Below are 20962 nucleotides of genomic sequence, written 5' to 3'. Positions count from 1 at the left end.
AGGAGTGAATATGGAATTTTTTGAACTTCATCCGGTAACGCCGCAGTTGCGTTATATTAATAAAGCTGTTGAGGTACTGCGAAGCGGAGGAGTAATTATTTATCCTACTGATACTGTCTACGGATTCGGATGCGATATTTTTAATAAGGAAGCACTTGAAAGAGTATATCAGATAAAACATGAAGCCGGCACAAAACTTTTCAGTTTTATATGTCCCGACCTGAAAGACATTTCTAAGTACGCAAAGGTTTCTGATTATGCTTACAAGACTATGAAAAAGCTTCTGCCCGGGCCTTATACATTCGTCCTTCCTGCCGCCAGAGAAGTACCAAAAAAATTATGGACGAAACGTAAGACAGTCGGTATAAGAGTACCGGATCATAAAATCGCGCTACTTCTTGCAAAAGAACTTGGAAATCCGATTGTAAGTACTTCCGTAACAAACAGGAAAGGCGACCTTTTATTCAATCCCGACGAGATAAAGGTAATTTTCAACGTTCAGGTCGACCTTATGTTATCGAGCGGCGCCCTTGAGGGAAAACCATCTAGTATTGTCGACCTTAGTAAGGACAAGCCGGAAATTATCCGTGAAGGAGCCGGCGATATAAGTATCTTCCTTAACCTATAGAAATTAGTGACCGGCTCAGACCGGTTCTTTATGAACCATAGTTGAAGAAGCCTGGGCTGTCGGGAAAATAATCATCTGCGCAATATTAACATGTTCCGGCCTAGTGGCTATAAATACTACTGCATCTGCAATGTCTTCCGGGGATAAAGGAGTATATCCCTTATAGACGGACTCTGCTTTCGCCTCGTCTCCGTAAAATCTTACTTTGCTGAATCCAGTTTGAACAAGTCCAGGATCGACGGTGCTGATACGGATATTCTTATCCATAACATCCATTCGGAGAGATTTTGTAATAGCGGCGACAGCCGCTTTTGATGCGCAGTAAACAGCTCCTCTGGTATAAGGTTCATGCCCTGCAATTGAACCGATGTTAATTACATGACCCTCTTTTCTTTCTACCATCTGGTTAATTACAGCTCTGGTAACATAGAGCAATCCTTTCACGTTGGTATCGATCATTTCCTCCCATCCGTCAGGATTATCCTCGTACAATTTATTCATACCCCTTCCCATGCCGGCATTATTAACCAGGATATCGATCCTCTTAAATTCCTCGGGCAAGGAATCTATAGCATCATCAACATTTTTTTTACTGCTTACATCAAGTTGAAAAGCATAGAGCTCGGAATTATATTTTTTCTTTATATCAGCGGCAATTTCATCTACCAGATTTTTTCTTCGGGCGCTTATTACAAGTCTTGCACCTTCAGCCGCAAACGCATAAACGCATGCTTTACCTATTCCGGAAGTAACTCCAGTTATAAAAACTGATTTACCTTTTAGAGATTTCATCAACACCTCAGAATTTTTTATGATACAAAGTTAAAGTCAAAAATCGAATTCTCAAATTTTCATTTTAATGTCTGCATAAATCAAATCAGAATGATCCGGCAATATTCTATACGGAGCTGACAAGGTTTAAAATCTTTATTAGATAAAACATCCGGAATTTTATATCTTAACGGCGGAATTGGCAATCAATTCGTAAAAAAATATCCACTTCAAAAAATCAAATTAAATTAATTGGAAAGGAAAGAGTCCGAACAGAATACGGTTGTACCGGAACCTAATACCGGATCTAAAATGATCTGTTATCATTGCGGTGATGAATGCCCTGATGATTCGATCAGCCTGAACGAGAAAATATTCTGCTGCAACGGATGTAAAACTGTTTACGAAATTCTTAATCAGCACAACCTTTGCAATTATTATTCAATTGATCAGAATCCGGGAATAACGCGAAAATACCAGGTCAAACGGAATTATGAGTTCCTTAACGATCCCGACCTCAAGCAGAGGATGACCGATTTTACAGACGGACAGATTTCACGAATAACGTTATCCATTCCGCAGATGCACTGCAGTTCCTGTATCTGGATACTGGAGAACCTATTTAAATTAAATCCCGGCATAATTTCCTCCGAAGTTAATTTCCTGCAGAAAAAAGTCTTCATTACATTAAACGAGTCTAAAACGAATCTTAAAGAGGTGGTAGAACTTCTCGATTCTCTCGGTTACGAACCTCTCCTTAACCTTGAGGAGAAAGAGGAGGAAAAAGTAAAGGCCGGGAATAAAAGTCTTTACTACAAAATCGGAATAGCGGGATTCTGTTTCGGCAATATTATGCTCCTCAGTTTCCCCGAGTATTTATCGATCGGCACAGAGGAGCTGCCGGAGATGAAGAGAATTTTCGCTTACTTAAACATAATTCTCTCACTCCCGGTTTTGTTCTACAGCAGTACCGAATATTTTATATCAGCCTGGAAAGGATTAAAGAAAAAGATTGTAAATATTGACGTGCCTATCGCTCTGGGAATCCTTGTCCTTTTTCTAAGAAGTATAATAGACATACTGTTCCTCGAAGGTGCAGGTTACCTCGATTCCTTAAGCGGACTTGTTTTCTTTCTACTTACCGGAAAACTCTTTCAGAATAAAACCTACGAGACACTCAACTTCGAAAGAAATTATAAATCCTATTTCCCTGTCTCTGTAACTACCAGAAAATATAATTCAGAGACTACTATTCCGGTTGAGAAACTGGAAGTCGGTAATAGAATAATTATACGCAACAACGAACTTATTCCCGCCGATTCAATCCTGATAAAAGGAAATGCCAATATTGATTACAGTTTCGTAACTGGCGAATCGATTCCAGTTGAGAGAAACAACGGCGAAATAATCTATGCAGGCGGAAGACAGGCTGGCGGTGTTATTGAACTTGAAACGGTTAAAGAGGTATCGCAAAGTTACCTGACCCAGTTATGGAACAGTTCGGCCTTCAGCAAGGAGGATGAATCGAGGATTGTTTCGCTGGCAAACGGCATAAGCAAGCATTTTACATTTATTGTACTTGTAATAGCCATAGCTGGAGCAGTCTACTGGCTTCCGGAGGATACTACGCTTGCTTTCAACGCATTCACCGCGGTATTAATTGTAGCATGCCCGTGTGCCCTGGCACTCTCCACGCCGTTCACTCTCGGAAATACTTTAAGAATTTTCGGAAGAAATAAATTTTACCTTAAGAACACTCATGTGATAGAAAAACTGGCCGGCATAAACCATATTGTATTCGATAAGACAGGTACAATAACTGAGAACAACGCAGCGGAAGTGGAATTCCACGGCGGCTCTCTGAGCAGTAATGATAAGTCGCTGGTGAAATCTGCAGTAAGGAATTCATCACATCCGTTAAGCAGGGCAATTTATGATTACCTGCAAGATGATCCTTCAATGAGTGTGGATACTTTTAACGAGATATCGGGAGAGGGTATTTTAGCATCGATTGACGGGAATGAAGTTAAAGCAGGATCCGAGTTTTTCATTCACGGATTTAAAAGCAGCAAGGATGAATTTACAAAGGTATATATCTCAATTAACAATAAGCCGGCTGGTTATTTTTCAATCTCTAACCGGTATCGCGAAGGATTGAAGGAGCTTGTCTCCTCTCTTGAAGCCGATTATGAATTTTCGCTCCTTTCCGGGGATAACGAAAGCGAGAAGGTAAAACTCTCGAGTTTCTTTGCCGATGAAAAGGAGCTCCATTTCCGCCAGTCGCCTCACGACAAATTGAAATATATAACAGAGCTGCAGGGCCGCGGTAAAAAAGTTCTGATGGTTGGCGACGGCTTGAATGACGCCGGGGCACTAAAGCAGAGTGATGTGGGTATATCAATCTCGGACAACATTAATAATTTTTCTCCTGCATGCGACGGAATCCTCGATTCAAATTCGTTTAAGCGTCTTGCAGATATTATTCTGTTTTCGAAAAAAAGCAACAAAGTAATTATTGCAAGTTTCGTTCTATCATTCATTTACAATATTATCGGATTGTCATTCGCGGTTACCGGAACTTTATCTCCTATCATTGCAGCGATTTTAATGCCCGTAAGTTCTATTTCAGTTGTTGTCTTTACAACAATTTCGATTAATTTTATTGCAAGAAAAGAGAGATTTATTTAATGTCAGTCGTTTTCGTTCTGATAGGCGCTAGCCTGCTGGTTGCCGGAGGTTTTTTGATTGCTTATCTATGGGCTGTTAAAAGCGGTCAGTATGATGATAAATATACCCCGTCTGTTAGAATTTTATTCGATAATCCAAATAACGTAAAGGAAGAAGAGAAAAAGGACAATAAGAGTAAGTAAGTTTAATTGAACTTACTCATACACGATTCTTAATTGAAAATATTAGTTCATAAAAACCAGGAGCTGTTTAATGAATGTCGACAAATTCAGTTACGATAACCAGATTGTAAAGCTCTTTACTATTGCCACAGTTGTCTGGGGAATAGTAGGAATGCTGGTCGGTCTAATTATCGCCATACAACTCTACCTGCCCGAATTAAATTTTAGTATACAATATTTAACATTTGGCAGGATCCGTCCATTACACACAAATGCAGTAATATTCGCATTCGTAGGAAACCTGATCTTTGCAGGTGTCTATTATTCTCTTCAGAGATTATGCAAAGCGAGGATGTTCAGCGATAAATTAAGCCAGTTCCACTTCTGGGGATGGCAGTCAATAATTGTTCTCGCGGCAATAACACTGCCGATGGGATTTACAACAAGCAAGGAATACGCAGAACTTGAATGGCCGATCGATATTTTAATAGCTCTTGTATGGCTCGCATTTGGAGCCAACATGCTCGGCACAATTATTAAACGCCGCGAAAAACATATGTATGTTGCTATCTGGTTCTATATTGCAACATTTGTAACTGTAACTGTTCTTCATGTTGTAAACTCAATCGAAGTCCCGGCGGGATTCCTTAAGAGTTATCCTGTTTATGCAGGTGTCCAGGACGCACTAGTTCAATGGTGGTACGGACATAATGCTGTCGCATTCTTTCTTACAACACCATTCCTAGGACTGATGTATTACTTTCTACCAAAGGCAGCAAACAGACCTGTTTACTCATACAGATTATCGATACTTCACTTCTGGGCGTTAATCTTTTTATACATCTGGGCAGGGCCGCATCATCTTCTCTATTCTGCATTACCCGATTGGGCTCAATCCCTGGGAACGGTTTTTTCACTGATGCTTATCGCTCCTTCCTGGGGAGGAATGCTGAACGGATTATTGACCCTCCGCGGAGCCTGGGATCGTGTCCGTGATAACCCGATACTAAAATTCATGGTTGTCGCAGTTACTGCATACGGCATGGCAACATTCGAAGGGCCGATGCTCTCACTTAAAAACCTAAATGCAATAGCACATTTTACCGACTGGATAATATCCCACGTACACGTTGGCGCTCTCGGCTGGAATGGCATGCTCACTTTCGGAGTACTCTACTGGATGGTTCCGAAAATGTGGAACACAGAGCTCTATTCCAAGAAACTGGCTAACGCGCACTTCTGGATTTCCACTCTCGGTATTGTATTTTACGCGGTTCCGATGTACTGGTCGGGTATAGCTCAATCATTGATGTGGAAGCAATTTACTCCTCTCGGAATTCTCCAATACCCTAATTTTCTAGAAACAACGCTTCAAATAATTCCTTTTCACATAATAAGATCTTTCGGCGGATTCCTGTTCCTGTCCGGAGTATTTCTGATGGCTTACAATCTTCTTAAAACCGCCAGACAGGGTAAGTTTGTTAAGAATGAGGAAGCAGAAGCTCCTCCGCTCATCCTGGAACACGATAAGCCGAAACGCGGTATGATTCACCGCTGGCTCGAAAAGAGGCCGGTTCAGTTTTCTATTCTGGCTACAATTGCAATTCTCATCGGCGGCGTAGTTGAATTTATTCCGACATTCATTGTCAAATCGAATATTCCGACTATTGAAAGCGTTAAACCTTATACACCGCTTGAGCTTCACGGTAGAGATATCTACATTCGCGAAGGATGCAATACGTGTCACTCGCAGTTAGTAAGGCCATTCCGATCCGAAACCGAACGTTACGGTGAATACTCGAAAGCCGGAGAATACGTATACGACCACCCGTTCCTCTGGGGATCGAAACGGACCGGTCCCGATCTTCACAGGCAAGGTGGTAAATACTCTAACCTCTGGCACTATCTCCACTTCGAGGATCCGAGACAGATGTCGCCCGGATCAATTATGCCTCCTTACCCGTGGTTACTTACTCAGACTCTCGATACTTCAGCCACTGCGGCAAAAATAAAAGCGCTGAGATCGATCGGTGTTCCGTATGACGAAGGATACGAAAAATTTGCTAATGAGGATCTTGAAAAACAGGCTAACATGATTGCAGATGACCTGATCAATAACGGAATACCTGCCGACTGGGACAAAGACGTAATTGCTCTTATCGCCTATCTGCAAAGACTCGGAACGGATATAAAGGGGAATAAAGCGAAATGATCTCGAAGTATTTAAGCTCGATAGAAGGTATTTCAATTTTCCCGGTGATCGGATTAATCCTTTTTTTCCTGGTATTCGTTTTCCTTATAATATGGGTTGTCCGGCTCGATAAAAAATATCTGTTCAAAATGGGCAACCTGCCATTTGAAATAAAAAATGAAAATCATAATAATCCTGAGATTGATAATGAAAAATATAAATAGAAAATTTTATCTGATCGCGACATTGTTATTTACAATTACGGCCTTTTCGAATCTTATTGCTGCTGAAGGAGAAGATACTGTTGATAAAGTGATGAAATTCATGCTGGTAGTTACAATAATAATGATCGCTTTCGTATTATGGCTTATTGTAGTCTACAGCGAGAAGCAGGATTCTGAAGGAAAGATTTTCAAATCCCCTTTTACTGCTTTGACAAAATTTCTTACGCGTTCTACTCCAATAGAAAAAGAACAGGAAATCCTTCTTGCACATAATTACGACGGAATACGTGAACTCGATAATAGAATTCCGCCATGGTTCCATATCCTCTTTTACGGAACGATAATCTGGGCTGCTATTTACATGCTCGCATTTCATGTTTTCGACGATGGCCAGGTTCAGTCCACAGAATATAAAGTCGAGATTGAACAGGCAAAGCTCGAGCGCGAGTTCCTCATACGAACAGGCGCGTTTATAAATGAGGAGACCGTTAAATTTGTTAATGATCCCGCCTCTATTGCGGAAGGGAAAGAAATTTATATTAAAAACTGCGCTACATGCCACGGACAGAGCGGCGAAGGTCTTGTAGGTCCGAATTTAACCGACGATAACTGGATTCATGGCGGAGGTATAAAAAATATATTTAAAGTGATCAAGTATGGAGTGCCTGCAAAAGGTATGATCAGCTGGGAAACACAGCTCGATCCTAAGAAGATGCAGGCCGCTTCAAGCTATATAATTACCCTGCAAGGCACTAATCCGCCTAACGGTAAAGCGCCTGAAGGCGAAAAATGGATTGAACCTGAAACTTCTGAAGGAAGCTGATAATTACTTTGCCTGTATCAACAACTGAATTTAATAAACAGCAGTTCTTTTTCAGGTTAATACAATAGGTATTTAATTGCAGATTTGAATCTATGGAAAATGAAATAATACAGGAAGAATCCTTCAGGGATTCGATATCAACTGTTACAAAGGAAGGTAAGCGTGTCTGGATCTATCCTAAAAAGCCATCCGGTAAGTTTTATAATGCCAGAACTTTAGTAAGTATTTTTCTTCTGGTTTTTCTGTTCGGTGTTCCTTTCATTAAGATCGACGGACATCCGTTTATTATTCTTAACGTAATCGAACGGAAATTTATTTTATTCGGAATCCCGTTCGGACCGCACGATCTTCATCTTTTTGCGCTTACAATGATTGCATTCATCGTATCGATTTTCCTTTTCACAGTTGTTTACGGAAGACTATTCTGCGGCTGGATCTGTCCACAGACAATTTTTATGGAAATGGTTTTCAGAAAGATAGAATACTGGATAGAGGGGGATGCATCTAAACAGAGGATATTAAACAAGTCGCCTTGGAATGCCGTAAAATTCCTTAAAAAATCCTCCAAGCAGTTAATCTTCTTCGTTCTGTCATTTATTATAGCAAATATATTTCTTGCTTATATAATCGGAATCGACGAGCTGCAGAAATATATATCCGCTTCACCCTCCGAACATTTCACTACATTTCTGGCAGTCCTGATTTTTGCGGGACTTTTCTACTTTGTTTTTTCATATTTCCGCGAGCAGGCTTGTACTCTGGTATGTCCGTACGGAAGGCTTCAGGGAGTAATGCTCGATCAGAATTCTGTTGTAATTCATTACGATTATAAGCGGGGCGAACCGAGAGGTAAAATAAGAAAAGACCAGATTCAGAACTCAGGCGACTGCATCGATTGTTATTTATGTGTGGATGTATGCCCCACAGGAATCGATATCCGAAATGGTACACAGCTTGAATGCGTAAACTGCACCGCCTGTATTGACGCGTGCAACGATGTAATGGATAAGGTAAATCGTCCGCGCGGATTGATCCGTTATGCGTCGAAGAACCAGATCGAAACCGGGAAGCAGCCTTTAGTTACTCCAAGATCCATCGGATATACACTTGTTCTGATCCTGTTAACTGTCCTTATTATTTTCCTTCTCGTTAACCGCTCGCCTGTTGAACTAAGTATTTTAAGGAGTCCGGGATTACTCTTTCAGGAACAGTCGGACGGAAGGATCAGTAACATATACGACCTGAAGATTGTAAACAAAACATTCGATCAATTACCCGCTTCTCTTGAGCTTCAGAACCTGAACGGTGAAATTAAATTAATAGGAAACGATCTTATTGTTAATCCTCAGGGTGTTACCGAATCCAAATTCCTCGTTATCCTTCATAAGAGTGAAATAAAAGCGATGAAGACCCCGCTGCAAATTTCGGTTAAATCGAACGATAAAGTTCTTGATGTTATTCAGACTTCATTTCTCGGGAAGGTAAAATGAAAATATCATGGGGAGTTAAAATCGCCGCAACATACATAATCTTTGTAACCGGCGTAATAATTATGGTTATGATTTTTATGAATCAGGATGTGCATCTCGTTACCGAAAACTATTACGCAAAAGATCTCGAATATCAGGAACAGATAGACAAAATCGACAGGACAGCCCGGCTGAAGGAGCAGCTTGAGATTGTAAATCTTCAGAGCGCTATAAAGTTTGTTTTCCCCACCGAGTTCAGTTCCGGGGTTATTTCAGGCCATATTCATTTTTACAGGCCGTCCGATCAGTCACAGGATTTTGGTGTAGAGATAACAAACGATTCAGCCCATGTTCAAACGATTTCTACCGTAAAGATGATGAAAGGCGTTTGGAAAGTAAAAGTTGATTGGGCGGCAAACGGAATTACTTATTACAACGAAAAAATTCTGATGGTGAATTAATGGAAATATGGACCGGTTTCGTAGTCGGATTATTCGGCAGTCTTCATTGTATCGGAATGTGCGGCCCGATTGTTCTTGCATTACCGGTAATAGGGGATTCTCAATTAAAGGTTTTTACGGGACGGATACTCTACAACTTCGGCCGTATACTAACATATACAATTCTTGGTGCTTTATTCGGACTCTTCGGAAGCCGGCTGGTCCTGTTCGGATTACAGCAGGATCTATCGATTGCTTTCGGCGTAATAATTCTTGCATATATTTTTACACCGAGAAAAATTAAGGCCAAGATTGCCGGTACGTTCATTTACCGTGAAACAACAAATTTCATTAAGAGCCATTTTGCCAGAATGATTGCGAAAAAATCAAATTCATCTTTATTTACGATCGGAGTATTAAACGGACTATTACCTTGCGGATTTGTATATGTCGGGATTGCGGGAGCTGTTTCTACGGTTAACTGGCTTTCGGGTGCTTTATATATGACAATGTTCGGACTAGGGACATTCCCGGTTATGCTTGCAACTGCTGTCTTCGGAAAAATCATAAATGTAAATTTTAAAAGGCGGGCTAACAAATTGATTCCCATATTTGCGGTAGTACTTGCCCTCTTATTCATTTTGCGGGGATTGAATCTGGGAATTCCTTACTTAAGTCCGAAATTCTCAAAGGCTGCTATCAACGAAGAGATTCATAATTGTCATTAGAATTTTTCAGGATCTGCTCCTGAAGCTTTTTCAACATACCTATTAATTCAGGGATTTCAATCCGCGAAACGGCTTTCTTAATGTCGTACCATTTTCTAATTCTGAAATAATCCTCTTCCCACTTTTCGTACTCTTTTGTTACCAGCATAGGAAATACTCTTACATTACAAACTCCGCCCCATTTTTCGTATTGATATTCGCCTATATAGTTTTGACTTACAATTCCCTCAACACCTGCTTCTTCAATTGATTCTTTTAAAGCTGATTCCTGAGGTGTAAGTCCCGATTCTATTATCCCTTTTGGAACAATCCACTTCCCTTTTCTCGATTTAATAAGAAGAATTTTAATACTGCTTCCATCAATCTTATATGGGATAACAGCCGATTGATCGTAAATATTTGAAGGATAGTTGTACATATATTGTTACAAAGATAAATATTTTTTCAACTACTGGAATATTCTTTCCTGATATTGTCAGATATTATAATTTAAGGATAGGAAGCAGATTTGCATCACAGGACTGACAAAATCAGTTAGACTCTACTTATTAATTTATTAAATTTGTGCGTCGGATTATGAATAGAACCTGGAACATAGAATGAAAAACTCTCTTCTGAAAAAAGCAGAAGAATACGCACTTTCGATTTTATATGATAAGACTCCAAAAGCGCACGTGTATCACGACGTTAACCATACGCAGGAGGTTATAGCATCTGCCCTGGAAATCGGAGAGGCAGAGAATTTAACGGAGGAGGATCTCGAAATTGTTCAGCTTGCAGCCTGCTTTCACGATGTGGGATATGTAAAGAAATCAGACAGCCATGAGGAAGTAAGCGCAGAATATGCCGGTGATTTCCTTGCAAACGAAAAATACCCTCCGGAAAAAATCGAGAAAGTTAAAGGCTGCATTCTTGCGACGCGCGTACCTCAGAAGCCGAAGAATCTTCTCGAAAAAGTTATTTGCGACGCGGATCTCTCCCATCTCGGAAAGAAAAATTTTATCAACAGGAACGACCTATTCCGAGTTGAGTTTGAACATCATTTCGGCCGGTCTTTAACGGAGCTGGAGTGGCTTGAAAAAAGCATTGAGTTTATGTCGGAGCATAAATTTTTTACATCGTATGCAAGAGAGGTTTTAGAACCTCTAAAACTAAAGCACCTGAATAAATTAAAAAATATTCTTTCCGAACTAAGATCATTCCGATCCTGATTAAGCACCGGTTACATGAAAAAATTATTTTTAATACGGCATGCAAAATCGAGTTGGGGCGAATCCGGACTTACTGATTACGAGAGACCCTTGAACAAACGTGGCGAACGCGACGCCCCCTTTATGGCACAACTCCTGAAAAAAGAGAAAATAAATCCCGATGCCGTCTATTCCAGTCCTGCTTTAAGGGCAATTACAACAGCAGAAATTTTTGCCGGGGAAATCGGTTTCGACTTAAAAAAAATTATCATCGATGATTCAATATATGACAGCGGAATCAGGGAGCTTGAAACGATTGTCCAGAAAATTTCCGAATCTTATAAGAAGGTCTTCTTGTTCGGTCACAACCCGGCTATTACATTATATGCAAATCATCTGGGGAATAAATTAGTGACAAATATTCCCACATGCGGTATTGTTGGGATTGAGTTTTATGTTGAAAGCTGGAAAGATGTTGAACGCGGTAAAGGTAAAACCTTCTTTTTCGAATTTCCTAAAAAATATTTCGATTGATTACCTGAATGTTAACCGGCTGTTTATCGGCCGGCTTTAAGTCATTTAACCAGTTTCGAAATTGTTTTAAACTGGTCTGTACCGCATACTTCCAATAATTCAAACAGAACAGATTCCGTGAGAGTAATTTCAGCACCGTTTGAATTCATTCTCTTGAGCGCGATATTGTAATCGAACTCTCTTCTAGAAGAGACCGCATCGGAAGCAACCTGAACCTGAAAACCGGCAGCTATAAGATCGAGCGCTGTCTGCAATACGCAGACATGCGATTCAATTCCGCACAGCACAACCTGCTCAACTCCTTTGGCTTTAAGTTCATCGAATAAACCGGGAGCGCCGGCGCAGCTGAAACTCAACTTTTCAACAGCATTTGCGCTTTCGAGTGCCTCTTTAACAAAACTGCTGGTCGGCCCCAATCCTTTAGGATACTGTTCGGTATAATAGACCTGCAGATTCAATGTTCTAAATCCTTTTATCAGCTTTATTGAATTCTGAACTACTCTCCCGCTTTCAAATATAACCGGCAGGATTCTCTCCTGAATATCGATAACAATTAGAGCCGATTTGTCTTTCTTCAAAATTCTGCTGTGTCTTTCCATTTACAAATCTCGTAAAAATTAATAGATCGGATTCATTCCGTACTTTCCGCACGAATACATCATCAGAATGGAGGCCAGGTCGATGGCCGCTCGTTTCTCTTCATCCTCATGTATAATAAGATCATAAACATCGGCAACAAATTTCATGTTAGTAAGAATTTTCTTCAACTCCGAATAAGTAGGTTCCCCGTGCCATTGTGCGACTCGCTTAATCAGATTTTTTTCGTTACGGCGTAAGAATTCCGAGAATGTAATAAAGTTAAAACTCAATTTGGTACGCGGACTGCCAATGGTCATCAGGTCGTTTGTGTACTGATCGAATTTATTTGCAAGGTCTTCGTTTTTATCGTACATCAGGTACTTAGCTTTCAGAGGAGTAAATTTAGCACGCGTTGTCACTTTGAATTTTGGAATAAGTGCATATCCGTCGAAACTTCTTATCCCTGTTCCCTTCTCGATATATTTCCATCTCCGCAGAAGCTGGGTTGTTGACTGGACGGAAACGACCTTATCGAGTTCACTATCTATCACAACAAAGTTACCTTTCTGATAGCTTACAACCGTTGTCCAGTGTTCCCAGTTTTTTACGCTCAGAATGCAGGGATGACCTTTCTTCAATTCGTTAACGAGCATTCTTCGGGCGTCGTCGGGATTACTCGATTGAAAATGTTTCATCTTACAATCAAATCTCCGGGCGGCCCGTGCAAGACCAAATTCATCAGTACCGGACCACCAGGTACTTCCGGCAATTATTCCAATCTGATCTTCGTCCTTGAAAATGCCAAGCATGACGAGAGCGTGTTTCAATGCAAAAGGACCGCATTGATATTTATTCGGCTGCGGATAGAAACTCATATAATCACTTATTCAAGTTGAGTGCAAAAATAGCAAAACTTTTGAAATGCAAAACAGAATTGTTTACCTTTGTAAAAAAAAATGGTTCTCGACGTGAAAGTAGCCATCCTATTTAACGAGCCGATTCAGGATAAATCGAAGAAAGCCAAAATGCCAAAGGAAGGCGACCTCGATTTCGATCCTGTATTCAGTCTTCAGGAGATCAATCCGATAGAAGAATTTGAGGGAATTGCAAAATCACTTAGGAAATTCGGGTATGAGGCATATACTCTTAACATACGTGACGATCTGCCGCTTTTTTTCAGGGATATTGAAAAGAACAAACCCGATGTAATATTCAATTTTGTAGAGCTTTTTCACGACCAGCCGCGCCTGGAAATGAATTTTACCGGTCTGCTGGAACTCTTAAACATCCCGTACACCGGAGCTACTCCTCTGGCTTTAGGAACATGTCAGAACAAAACCCTCACTAAAAGGATTCTAAGAGCCGCAGGTATCCGGACCCCGCGGTTCAAAATAATAAAGCATATGACCGAATCTTTCAGGACGGGTTTGAAATACCCTCTTATAGTAAAACCGGCGTGGGAGGATGCCAGCGTTGGAATAGACAATAACTCCATCGTCAATAACCTGGATGAACTTAAAAAGCGTGTCGATTATGTAATAAGTTCGTTCAAACAACCGGCATTAATTGAAGAATTCATATTAGGGCGCGAGTTAAATGTTGCCGTCTTCGGGGATAAGAATCCTGTGGTGCTTCCGATCAGCGAGATAGATTTCTCGGAGCTTCCCGATCATCTTCACCCTATAGTTAGCTTCCAGGCAAAGTGGGATCCGCTCCACGAAGCATATCATAAAACTATTCCGATCTGTCCTGCTCAGTTGCCCAAGCGGATTCAGAAACAGGCTGAGAAAATGGCGCTAATCTGTTTTAAAACAATGGGTGTAAGGGATTATTCGAGAGTGGATATGCGTCTTTCAAAAACAGATAATAAACTTTACGTCCTTGAGGTAAATCCAAATCCCGACTTGACTGAAGATGCGGGATTTATGAGATCGGCCAGTCATGCCGGATACGATTACGCAACAGCACTTAAAATGATAGTTGATTTTGCGTACGAGAGAAGGCATGTGGATTCATCTGTATCAACTGATCACAGGTAAATAATTTCAGGATTCAATTCCTTTTCTTGTTAAAACACCTGTCTGGTAATAGTGTTTAACTTCTTTCATTTCTGTCACAAGATCTGCAGCATCAATTAATTCCTGAGGGCAATATCTGCCGGTAAGAATCAATTCAACATTTGCCGGTTTCGATTTAATAAAATCCAATACTTCAATTGTATTAAAAAGTTTGAAGTAAATTGCGACACATACCTCGTCGAGTACAACAAGATCATAATTACCGCTTATCATTTTATCTTTAGCCCGCCGAAGCCCTGCAGCAGCTTTTTTCAATTCATCGGAAGGCGGAAGTTCTTTTTTATAGACGAAATCGTCTCCGCCGCATTGCTCAATTTCAATCGAGTGATTCAGATTTTTCAGGCTTTCAACTTCGCTGTAGGGATATTCCTTCATGAACTGAATGATGTAAGATTTCATTCCGGCACCAGCGGCACGGAGGGCAAGTCCGAGTGCAGCCGTTGTTTTTCCTTTACCGTTTCCGGTATAGATCTGAACAAAACCTTTATCCATTTTTTCTTTCATAATCTTTTTTCCTCTGTTCAATTTTTGCATTTGCTTCGGAACGCTGCTTGTCTGAATAATTGATCCAATGAATAATCTCATTTACAGTTCTAAAACATCCTGTACAAAGATCTGAACCGGGGGGCACGAAACATCTGTTTGTACAGGGAGACTCGATCGAATATTCCATTATTTAACCTTTCCAGAGAGTTTACTTACCCTTACTAAATATAGATTTTGAACGAAAAGTTTCAAAACATTCGTAATTTTTATTTGGAATTATAGCCGGAAACGCTGTTTCTAAAAATAATTTATGTATTAACGGAAATTGTATTTCTTATGTAGTTTTGTAATCAGAATTTTTGCTAATAAAAATGATCCTGATATGAAAAAGAATATATCGCTTTTTATTGCCGGCACCGGAGTGGTAGGGTCTGAATTGTTGAACTATCTGAAAAATAATTCCACTTTCGATTTATACAGTAATTCGTTCATAATAAGAGTGGTTGGAATTGTAAACCGATCCGGGATGTTTATCGATGCTAAGGGAATCAATCTGAATAAGTGGAAAGATCTTTTGGTTAACAATGGAAAAGTAACAGATATGAATGAGTATATCGACCGGATGACGGGAAGCGGATTCCAAAAGGCAATTTTTGCCGATTGTACCGACGGAAGCGATCTAAAAAATCACTACAGAGAGATCCTTAAAAAAATTCCGGTTGTTACTCCCAACAAATCGGCAAATTCGGGATACTATAAGGACTATGTTAAGTTAAGGGAAATAGTACAGAAATACGGGACAGGATTCCGGTACAGCGCAAATACAGGAGTGGGACTTCCGGGTATCGATCTGATTCATTCAATGAGAGAAGGCGGAGATAGAATCATTGAAATAAAAGGACTCTTCTCGAGTACGATGAATTACATTCTGGAAAACATGATTTCAACCGGACGGTCTTTTTCCGATCTAATAATTGAAGCAAGAGAGGAAGGATTAACAGAGCCTGATCCGAGAATCGATCTTAACGGAATTGATTCCGCCCGTAAAATACTTATACTGGCGCGGGAGGCCGGGGCTGCAATTGAATTGGATGATATAAGAATTCAGAACCTTGTTCCGGCAAAATTAAAAAGCTTAGATTCAGCAGAGCAGTTTCTCAAAGCGATAAGATCCTACGATTATCATTTTGAAAAACTGAAGCGGAGATCGCTAAACATGAATTGTAAGCCTGTCTATTCGGCTTCTTTTAAAAAAGATAAAGGGCAGGTTAAAATTGAGATGGTAAATTCAAATCATCCTTTTTATTCTGCCGGTTCAAGCGAAAAAATATTATTGATCAGATCGGAATTCTATAATAAGTATCCTTTAATAATAAAAGGATCGAGCGGGGGTGCAAAAGCTACTGCGGCTCTTGTAGTTTCTGATATTTTAAAATTGGCAGGATAAAGAAGGAACGGCTAAGTGCCGTTCCTTACGCAAAAAAAATACTAATCGATTTTTCCGTTCTGAAGTTCTTTAACAAGCCTGTCGGTTTTATAAACAAACTTCAGCGCTTCCATTAATCCCCAGGAATCGGTTGCTACGGTTCTATTATTAGATTCGAGGAAAATAAAATCACCGGCAAGACTTTCAAGATTTCCGTCGTGTACCAATCCAACAACTTCCTTGTTCTTATTAATAACGGAGCTTCCCGAGTTACCGCCGACAATATCATTAGTAGAAGCGAACCCGATCGGAACTGAGAGGTCGAAGCCTTCCGGAATATTCTGCCATCTCGTATGTAATCCCCAGGGATAAGGTTTTTTCCCGAAGGAATACCATCTATCCCACAAACCGAAATAGGTGGTTTTGCCCGGTGCTAATGTCCCGTTATATTCGTATCCTTTAATAACGCCGTCGGAAATTCTTAGAGAACTTGTAGCGTCCGGCGGTATCTGATTGCCGTAAACCGAGAATATAACTTCACCCAGCTGCTGATTCAGAACAGAAAGTGTATTCTGGATTTCGCGGTTCTTAGGATCAAGCTCGGCTCTCTTTTTTGCTACATAGTTTACAAATCTGATCAGAGGGTCGTTCGAATTTAGGATCTGATCCGGAGTGTTTTCTTTTACGAACTTGTCGAGCTTCTCTTTGGATGTTAAACCGGAAGCCGAAAGGAAATAAGAAATTGCCTCATCACCAATCTTACCTCCGAATAATTCTTTTGTAATAAAGTGGTCGCCGCCCAGAATAACGTTAAGATAACTTACCGATGCACGCAAATTTCTGTTCTCAGCTTCAACGTTAAAATTTACCGGGAATAGTTTTTCAATCGTAGTACTTAAGGAATCTTTACTGTATTTTTTTTCTCTTTCGTTCTCCGGAAGTTTCAACTGATTTGCATATTTTAAAACATCCTGAGCTAATGTTATATAAGGAGATCTGAGTCCAAGAGTCAGATAATCATTGTAGAATCCATTAAGCTCATTAATAGCACTTTGAATTGCTGTCCAGATATGTCCGTATTTAGCTTTTAGCCCGGGATCGCTGTTAACCTTTGCAATCAGATCTTTTTCAAAATCTCTTTTCTTAGCCATTATAAGTTCATCACGCAGACCGAGGTAACGCCCCGCAAAAGATTTTCTGCTGTTGCCAACACCCAGAACCGAGTTAAGCATTTCATCAAATTTTTCGGGATGAGCTTCAAACTGTTCGTATGCGTTTTTATAGGACTCATTAAGCATTGCAAGAAAATATTTATACTGTTTATCGCGGAAGAATTCTAGCTGGGCAACAGATAATAAACGCTGAGTGCTTCCAGGTCTGCCGACAACAAAAATCGGTTCCCCTTCCTCGGCGCCTTTGGCACTGAATTTAAAGAAGTGATTTGTCTTAACCGGTTTATCATTTTCATAAGCACGGAAGAACATGAAGTCGAGTTCATAACGCGGATACGTGAAGTTATCCCAGTCCCATCCGGTTGCCGCAATCTGAAAATCCGGGGCCATTACTAACCGTATATCGCTGTAGCGCTTATAGGCGTATAACGAATACTTGCCTCCCTTGTAAAGTTCGATTACTTTACAGACAAGTCCGGTTTCCTGGTTATACTTGTTTTCAATTTCGGAAATCTTTGCGGTACGGTTCTTAATTTTTTCATCGTTTGTTGTACCGCTTTTAAATGCCTCGAGTACTTCGTCGGTTACGTCGGAAATTGTTATCAATTGGTCTACAAACAATCTGGGGACTTTAATCTCCTTATCCATTGTACCGGCATAATACCCGTCGCGCAGGTAGTTCTCCCCTTTTGGGGAGAGGCCAAGCAGAACATTTCTTGCGCAGTGATGATTGGTCATTATCAGTCCGTCTTCCGACACAAAAGCAGCAGAGCATCCGCCGCCGAACTGAAGAGCGGATTTCATAACATCTTCCAACCATTCCTGTGTCGGACGAAAGCCATAGGTTTTCTCGAAGTAGTCGACAGGAACCGCGTCGAATGTCCACATCGTTCCCATTTCTTTCAAGTCGAATTTAACTTTTGAAATATCAACAGGTTCGTAAATCGATTGTGCGTTTAGTATTATGCTTGTAAAAAGAAATAACGGAATGAGCAAAATGTTTTTAATACTTTTCATTTCAACCTCGGTATGATTTGATAAAAAATCCGGCAGCTGCCAGATTTAAAACATTTGTGTCCTGATGACCCGATCGAAATATATTTCAATCCGGTCACCAAGACACTAAGACACATTAATAGGAATAGACCCCTATTGGGACAATTTCCCTTCTTTCAACTCTTTAACAAAGCGTTCTGCTTTATAAATTTTTTCGAATGCTTCCATCATTCCGCGGGCATCAACCGAAACGCAGCGGTTTTCATGAGGCATAAAAATAAAGTTTCCGTAAATGCTCTCCATGTTGCCGTCGAACGCAAGACCAACAACTTCGGCATTCTTGTTTATTACGGCGCTTCCGGAGTTACCGCCTACTATGTCATTTGTAGAAGTGAAATTCAACGGAGTAGCTAAATTAATCTTCGAAGGATCATTCCACATCGGGTGGAGATTCCACGGATATTCCTTGTAGAATGAAGAATTTCTGTCGTACATACCGTAGAAAGTTGTAACTGTCGGAGCCATTGTTCCGTTATAGTCGAAACTTTTAAGCACGCCGTCGCTAATTCTGAGTGTAAAGTTTGCATCGGGCGGAATAGTTGTACCGTAGAAATGGAACACAACCTGGCCGAGCATATCATCATATACCTGTTCTGTGTCTGTGATTTCCTTTGCCTGTTTCTGAAGATCGGAAATTTTATCCTGAGTTTGGAGAACGTAGTAGATGAATGGATCTTTGCAGGTCAATATCTTTTCCGCACCTTCTTTTGCGAGTGCCACAAAATTCTTTTTATCGGTCAATTTTGATTTCGACATTATATAGTCGGCTGCTTCTTTCCCTTTTTTATTCTCAAATAAATATTGAACAAGAGGATTGGTGTCGCCGAGGTTCATTCTAATAAAATCCGCCTGGATGGTAAGTTTAGTGTACTCGAGAGGTTTATCAATATTTTCAGGATACATCGCATTTAAAGTTGAATCGAGTTTTGCTCCTTTATACTTGGCATCTCTTTCAGCTTCAGGTTTTTTAAGTTCCTTTGCAAGGTTCACAAGATCACGGGCGATTAAAAAGTACCTTGATGAATAAGTTGGATTCAGAGAATATGCCGACATAAGAGGTCCGATCTTCCTCATTTCCGCTCTTGTTGCAGAGAGGTTATCCCAAATTCCGCTGTATTTTTCTTTCAGATCCTTATCCGCCATTACTCTTTCTTTCAATGATTTTTCAAAAGCGATTTTCCTTGCGAACAGGTACGGGTCGGTTAACCCTTTGTAAGTCTGATGAAATACTTTCTGACCGTTGCCGATCTGTCTGCGGATTCTTTCATAGATATCTTTGTTGGCAGGATTGATCGATTTCAATGTTTCGAGGGCTGCGAAATAATTATCGGCCAGGAATGAGTTATTCCGGTAAGTGATATCGCGAGCATACTCTAAGAAAGAGACTGCTTTAAGGCGCTGGGTGCTTCCGGGATTTCCGACAGTAAATACAGGTTCGCCCGGCTGGATTCCTTCGGTAGAAAATTTGAAAAAGTTTTCTGCCTTAACCGGTTTTCCGTCTTCATATGCACGGAGGAATGTACAATCCAGATTGTAGCGAGGGTAAGTGAAGTTGTCGTAATCGCCGCCGAAATATGCAGCCTGGTAATCCGGTGCAAATACCAGACGGATATCGTCATAACGTTTGTATCCGTAAATTGAATACTTACCGCCGTTAAAGAGCGAAATGAACTGGCAGTTCAAACCTGTTTCCGCTTTGTACTGATCGAGCAGTTTTTTTGAGATCTCATCTTTCAGTTTTGTCTTTTCTTCGTTTGTCTTACCGGCAGCAATTGCGTTTCTTACTTCATCTGTAACATCTTTCGTAAACACGAGCTGTTCGGTCCAGTAGTTAGGGATCTTTCGTTCTTCTCCGAGTGTTGCAGCAAAGAATCCGTTGTTAATAAGATCTTCACCATCTTTCTGAACTCTTCTCACAAGACCTTCTGCGCAGTGATAGTTTGTCATCATTAATCCGTCTGCTGATACAAACGAGGAGGTACATCCCGGAACACGTAATGCGGAAAGTCTTACATCATCAAACCAGTCCTGAGTCGGTTTGAATCCGTAAGTCTTTTCAAAATGTTCGAACGGTGGATAATCGAAAGACCACATCTTACCCGTATCGAATTTTTGAGCTTTTACTGTATCGGGATTAAAATTGATTTGTGCTTGAACCTGGAGAGAAAAGAAGGCTAATAAAATAATTAGCTGACTAAGTTTAAATCGATTTACAAATCGTAACATATTAACACCCAGTTTATTATTGGTTATTTGTTGTTCCAAAAAATATAACAGATAGGAATGAATACCAAGTTAATTGGGGTCAAAAAAAAATG

The 20962-nt window shown here is 40.4% G+C and carries 20 protein-coding genes; 13 read left to right on the top strand and 7 right to left on the bottom strand.

The window, feature by feature from the left end; all coding sequences use genetic code 11:
- Positions 1-10 precede the first annotated feature (10 nt).
- On the top strand, positions 11-628 hold the full coding sequence (locus PLZ15_11685) for an L-threonylcarbamoyladenylate synthase (protein HOI30407.1): 618 nt from the start codon (positions 11-13) through the stop codon (positions 626-628).
- Between the two features lie 15 nt (positions 629-643).
- Here the strand turns inward: PLZ15_11685 and PLZ15_11680 are convergent, their stop codons facing one another.
- Positions 644-1420 (bottom strand): SDR family NAD(P)-dependent oxidoreductase, encoded by a 777-nt coding sequence (locus tag PLZ15_11680; protein ID HOI30406.1) that lies wholly within the window; start codon positions 1418-1420, stop codon positions 644-646.
- Between the two features lie 231 nt (positions 1421-1651).
- On the opposite strand from PLZ15_11680, the gene PLZ15_11675 reads away from it, so the two are divergent.
- The 8 genes from PLZ15_11675 (at position 1652) to PLZ15_11640 (ending at position 10123) form a co-directional block, all read left to right on the top strand.
- On the top strand, positions 1652-4087 hold the full coding sequence (locus tag PLZ15_11675; GenBank protein ID HOI30405.1) for a heavy metal translocating P-type ATPase metal-binding domain-containing protein: 2436 nt from the start codon (positions 1652-1654) through the stop codon (positions 4085-4087).
- Complete coding sequence (ccoS, locus tag PLZ15_11670) at positions 4087-4269, top strand: cbb3-type cytochrome oxidase assembly protein CcoS (protein ID HOI30404.1); 183 nt, start codon at positions 4087-4089, stop codon at positions 4267-4269. Before PLZ15_11675 ends, ccoS begins: the two co-directional genes overlap by 1 nt.
- 70 nt (positions 4270-4339) lie before the next feature.
- Positions 4340-6460 (top strand): cytochrome-c oxidase, cbb3-type subunit I, encoded by a 2121-nt coding sequence (gene ccoN, locus PLZ15_11665; protein ID HOI30403.1) that lies wholly within the window; start codon positions 4340-4342, stop codon positions 6458-6460.
- Positions 6457-6663, top strand: a complete 207-nt coding sequence (locus PLZ15_11660; GenBank protein ID HOI30402.1) for a cbb3-type cytochrome c oxidase subunit 3 — start codon at positions 6457-6459, stop codon at positions 6661-6663. The genes ccoN and PLZ15_11660 overlap by 4 nt, the downstream gene beginning before the upstream one ends.
- Positions 6647-7486: a cbb3-type cytochrome c oxidase N-terminal domain-containing protein gene (locus tag PLZ15_11655; protein ID HOI30401.1), complete on the top strand. Its 840-nt coding sequence runs from the start codon at positions 6647-6649 to the stop codon at positions 7484-7486. The genes PLZ15_11660 and PLZ15_11655 overlap by 17 nt, the downstream gene beginning before the upstream one ends.
- Before the next feature lie 92 nt (positions 7487-7578).
- The gene (gene ccoG / locus PLZ15_11650) at positions 7579-8976 is read left to right on the top strand and encodes a cytochrome c oxidase accessory protein CcoG (protein HOI30400.1); all 1398 of its coding nucleotides are present in this window, start codon (positions 7579-7581) and stop codon (positions 8974-8976) included.
- Positions 8973-9416, top strand: a complete 444-nt coding sequence (locus tag PLZ15_11645; GenBank protein HOI30399.1) for a FixH family protein — start codon at positions 8973-8975, stop codon at positions 9414-9416. Before ccoG ends, PLZ15_11645 begins: the two co-directional genes overlap by 4 nt.
- Positions 9416-10123, top strand: coding sequence for a sulfite exporter TauE/SafE family protein (locus PLZ15_11640; protein ID HOI30398.1), 708 nt, complete (start codon positions 9416-9418; stop codon positions 10121-10123). The genes PLZ15_11645 and PLZ15_11640 overlap by 1 nt, the downstream gene beginning before the upstream one ends.
- Here the strand turns inward: PLZ15_11640 and PLZ15_11635 are convergent.
- A complete protein-coding gene (locus tag PLZ15_11635) occupies positions 10095-10541 on the bottom strand; it encodes an NUDIX hydrolase (GenBank protein ID HOI30397.1) in 447 nt (148 codons plus the stop codon). The genes PLZ15_11640 and PLZ15_11635 overlap by 29 nt on opposite strands.
- Before the next feature lie 181 nt (positions 10542-10722).
- Here PLZ15_11635 and PLZ15_11630 point away from each other — a divergent pair, with 181 nt between their 5' ends.
- Positions 10723-11334, top strand: a complete 612-nt coding sequence (locus tag PLZ15_11630; GenBank protein ID HOI30396.1) for an HD domain-containing protein — start codon at positions 10723-10725, stop codon at positions 11332-11334.
- Positions 11335-11349: 15 nt separating this feature from the next.
- Complete coding sequence (locus PLZ15_11625; GenBank protein ID HOI30395.1) at positions 11350-11847, top strand: histidine phosphatase family protein; 498 nt, start codon at positions 11350-11352, stop codon at positions 11845-11847.
- A 41-nt stretch (positions 11848-11888) separates the two neighbouring features.
- Here PLZ15_11625 and PLZ15_11620 read toward each other — a convergent pair whose 3' ends face one another.
- Positions 11889-12446 (bottom strand): hydrolase, encoded by a 558-nt coding sequence (locus tag PLZ15_11620; GenBank protein ID HOI30394.1) that lies wholly within the window; start codon positions 12444-12446, stop codon positions 11889-11891.
- An 18-nt stretch (positions 12447-12464) separates the two neighbouring features.
- On the bottom strand, positions 12465-13301 hold the full coding sequence (locus tag PLZ15_11615) for a cysteine peptidase family C39 domain-containing protein (GenBank protein HOI30393.1): 837 nt from the start codon (positions 13299-13301) through the stop codon (positions 12465-12467).
- A gap of 93 nt (positions 13302-13394) precedes the next feature.
- Here PLZ15_11615 and PLZ15_11610 point away from each other — a divergent pair, with 93 nt between their 5' ends.
- Positions 13395-14465, top strand: coding sequence for an ATP-grasp domain-containing protein (locus tag PLZ15_11610; protein HOI30392.1), 1071 nt, complete (start codon positions 13395-13397; stop codon positions 14463-14465).
- Between the two features lie 6 nt (positions 14466-14471).
- On the opposite strand, the gene cobO is transcribed toward PLZ15_11610, so the two are convergent.
- Positions 14472-15038, bottom strand: coding sequence for a cob(I)yrinic acid a,c-diamide adenosyltransferase (cobO, locus tag PLZ15_11605; GenBank protein ID HOI30391.1), 567 nt, complete (start codon positions 15036-15038; stop codon positions 14472-14474).
- 334 nt (positions 15039-15372) lie between these two features.
- Here cobO and PLZ15_11600 point away from each other — a divergent pair, with 334 nt between their 5' ends.
- Positions 15373-16437, top strand: coding sequence for a hypothetical protein (locus tag PLZ15_11600; protein HOI30390.1), 1065 nt, complete (start codon positions 15373-15375; stop codon positions 16435-16437).
- A gap of 41 nt (positions 16438-16478) precedes the next feature.
- Here the strand turns inward: PLZ15_11600 and PLZ15_11595 are convergent, their stop codons facing one another.
- Together PLZ15_11595 and PLZ15_11590 are read right to left on the bottom strand one after the other, a co-directional pair.
- Entirely contained in the window at positions 16479-18605 is a 2127-nt protein-coding gene (locus PLZ15_11595) for a S46 family peptidase (GenBank protein ID HOI30389.1), read from the bottom strand.
- Between the two features lie 132 nt (positions 18606-18737).
- Positions 18738-20870 (bottom strand): S46 family peptidase, encoded by a 2133-nt coding sequence (locus PLZ15_11590; protein HOI30388.1) that lies wholly within the window; start codon positions 20868-20870, stop codon positions 18738-18740.
- Positions 20871-20962 lie beyond the last annotated feature (92 nt).

Source organism: Melioribacteraceae bacterium (assembly GCA_035362835.1).
GTDB lineage: Bacteria > Bacteroidota > Ignavibacteria > Ignavibacteriales > Melioribacteraceae > DSXH01.
The sequence above is the reverse complement of the archived record's forward strand: the minus strand, read 5'-3'. Positions and strand labels throughout refer to the sequence as shown.

Excerpts from the sequence above, each read along its gene's own strand:
- PLZ15_11685 (HOI30407.1), top strand. The coding sequence starts at position 11 with ATGGAATTTTTTGAACTTCATCCGGTAACGCCGCAGTTGCGTTATATT.
- PLZ15_11680 (HOI30406.1), bottom strand. The coding sequence starts at position 1,420 with ATGAAATCTCTAAAAGGTAAATCAGTTTTTATAACTGGAGTTACTTCC.
- ccoS (HOI30404.1), top strand. The coding sequence starts at position 4,087 with ATGTCAGTCGTTTTCGTTCTGATAGGCGCTAGCCTGCTGGTTGCCGGA.
- ccoN (HOI30403.1), top strand. The coding sequence starts at position 4,340 with ATGAATGTCGACAAATTCAGTTACGATAACCAGATTGTAAAGCTCTTT.
- PLZ15_11660 (HOI30402.1), top strand. The coding sequence starts at position 6,457 with ATGATCTCGAAGTATTTAAGCTCGATAGAAGGTATTTCAATTTTCCCG.
- PLZ15_11655 (HOI30401.1), top strand. The coding sequence starts at position 6,647 with ATGAAAAATATAAATAGAAAATTTTATCTGATCGCGACATTGTTATTT.
- ccoG (HOI30400.1), top strand. The coding sequence starts at position 7,579 with ATGGAAAATGAAATAATACAGGAAGAATCCTTCAGGGATTCGATATCA.
- PLZ15_11645 (HOI30399.1), top strand. The coding sequence starts at position 8,973 with ATGAAAATATCATGGGGAGTTAAAATCGCCGCAACATACATAATCTTT.
- PLZ15_11640 (HOI30398.1), top strand. The coding sequence starts at position 9,416 with ATGGAAATATGGACCGGTTTCGTAGTCGGATTATTCGGCAGTCTTCAT.
- PLZ15_11635 (HOI30397.1), bottom strand. The coding sequence starts at position 10,541 with ATGTACAACTATCCTTCAAATATTTACGATCAATCGGCTGTTATCCCA.
- PLZ15_11630 (HOI30396.1), top strand. The coding sequence starts at position 10,723 with ATGAAAAACTCTCTTCTGAAAAAAGCAGAAGAATACGCACTTTCGATT.
- PLZ15_11625 (HOI30395.1), top strand. The coding sequence starts at position 11,350 with ATGAAAAAATTATTTTTAATACGGCATGCAAAATCGAGTTGGGGCGAA.
- PLZ15_11620 (HOI30394.1), bottom strand. The coding sequence starts at position 12,446 with ATGGAAAGACACAGCAGAATTTTGAAGAAAGACAAATCGGCTCTAATT.
- PLZ15_11615 (HOI30393.1), bottom strand. The coding sequence starts at position 13,301 with ATGAGTTTCTATCCGCAGCCGAATAAATATCAATGCGGTCCTTTTGCA.
- cobO (HOI30391.1), bottom strand. The coding sequence starts at position 15,038 with ATGCAAAAATTGAACAGAGGAAAAAAGATTATGAAAGAAAAAATGGAT.
- PLZ15_11600 (HOI30390.1), top strand. The coding sequence starts at position 15,373 with ATGAAAAAGAATATATCGCTTTTTATTGCCGGCACCGGAGTGGTAGGG.
- PLZ15_11595 (HOI30389.1), bottom strand. The coding sequence starts at position 18,605 with ATGAAAAGTATTAAAAACATTTTGCTCATTCCGTTATTTCTTTTTACA.
- PLZ15_11590 (HOI30388.1), bottom strand. The coding sequence starts at position 20,870 with ATGTTACGATTTGTAAATCGATTTAAACTTAGTCAGCTAATTATTTTA.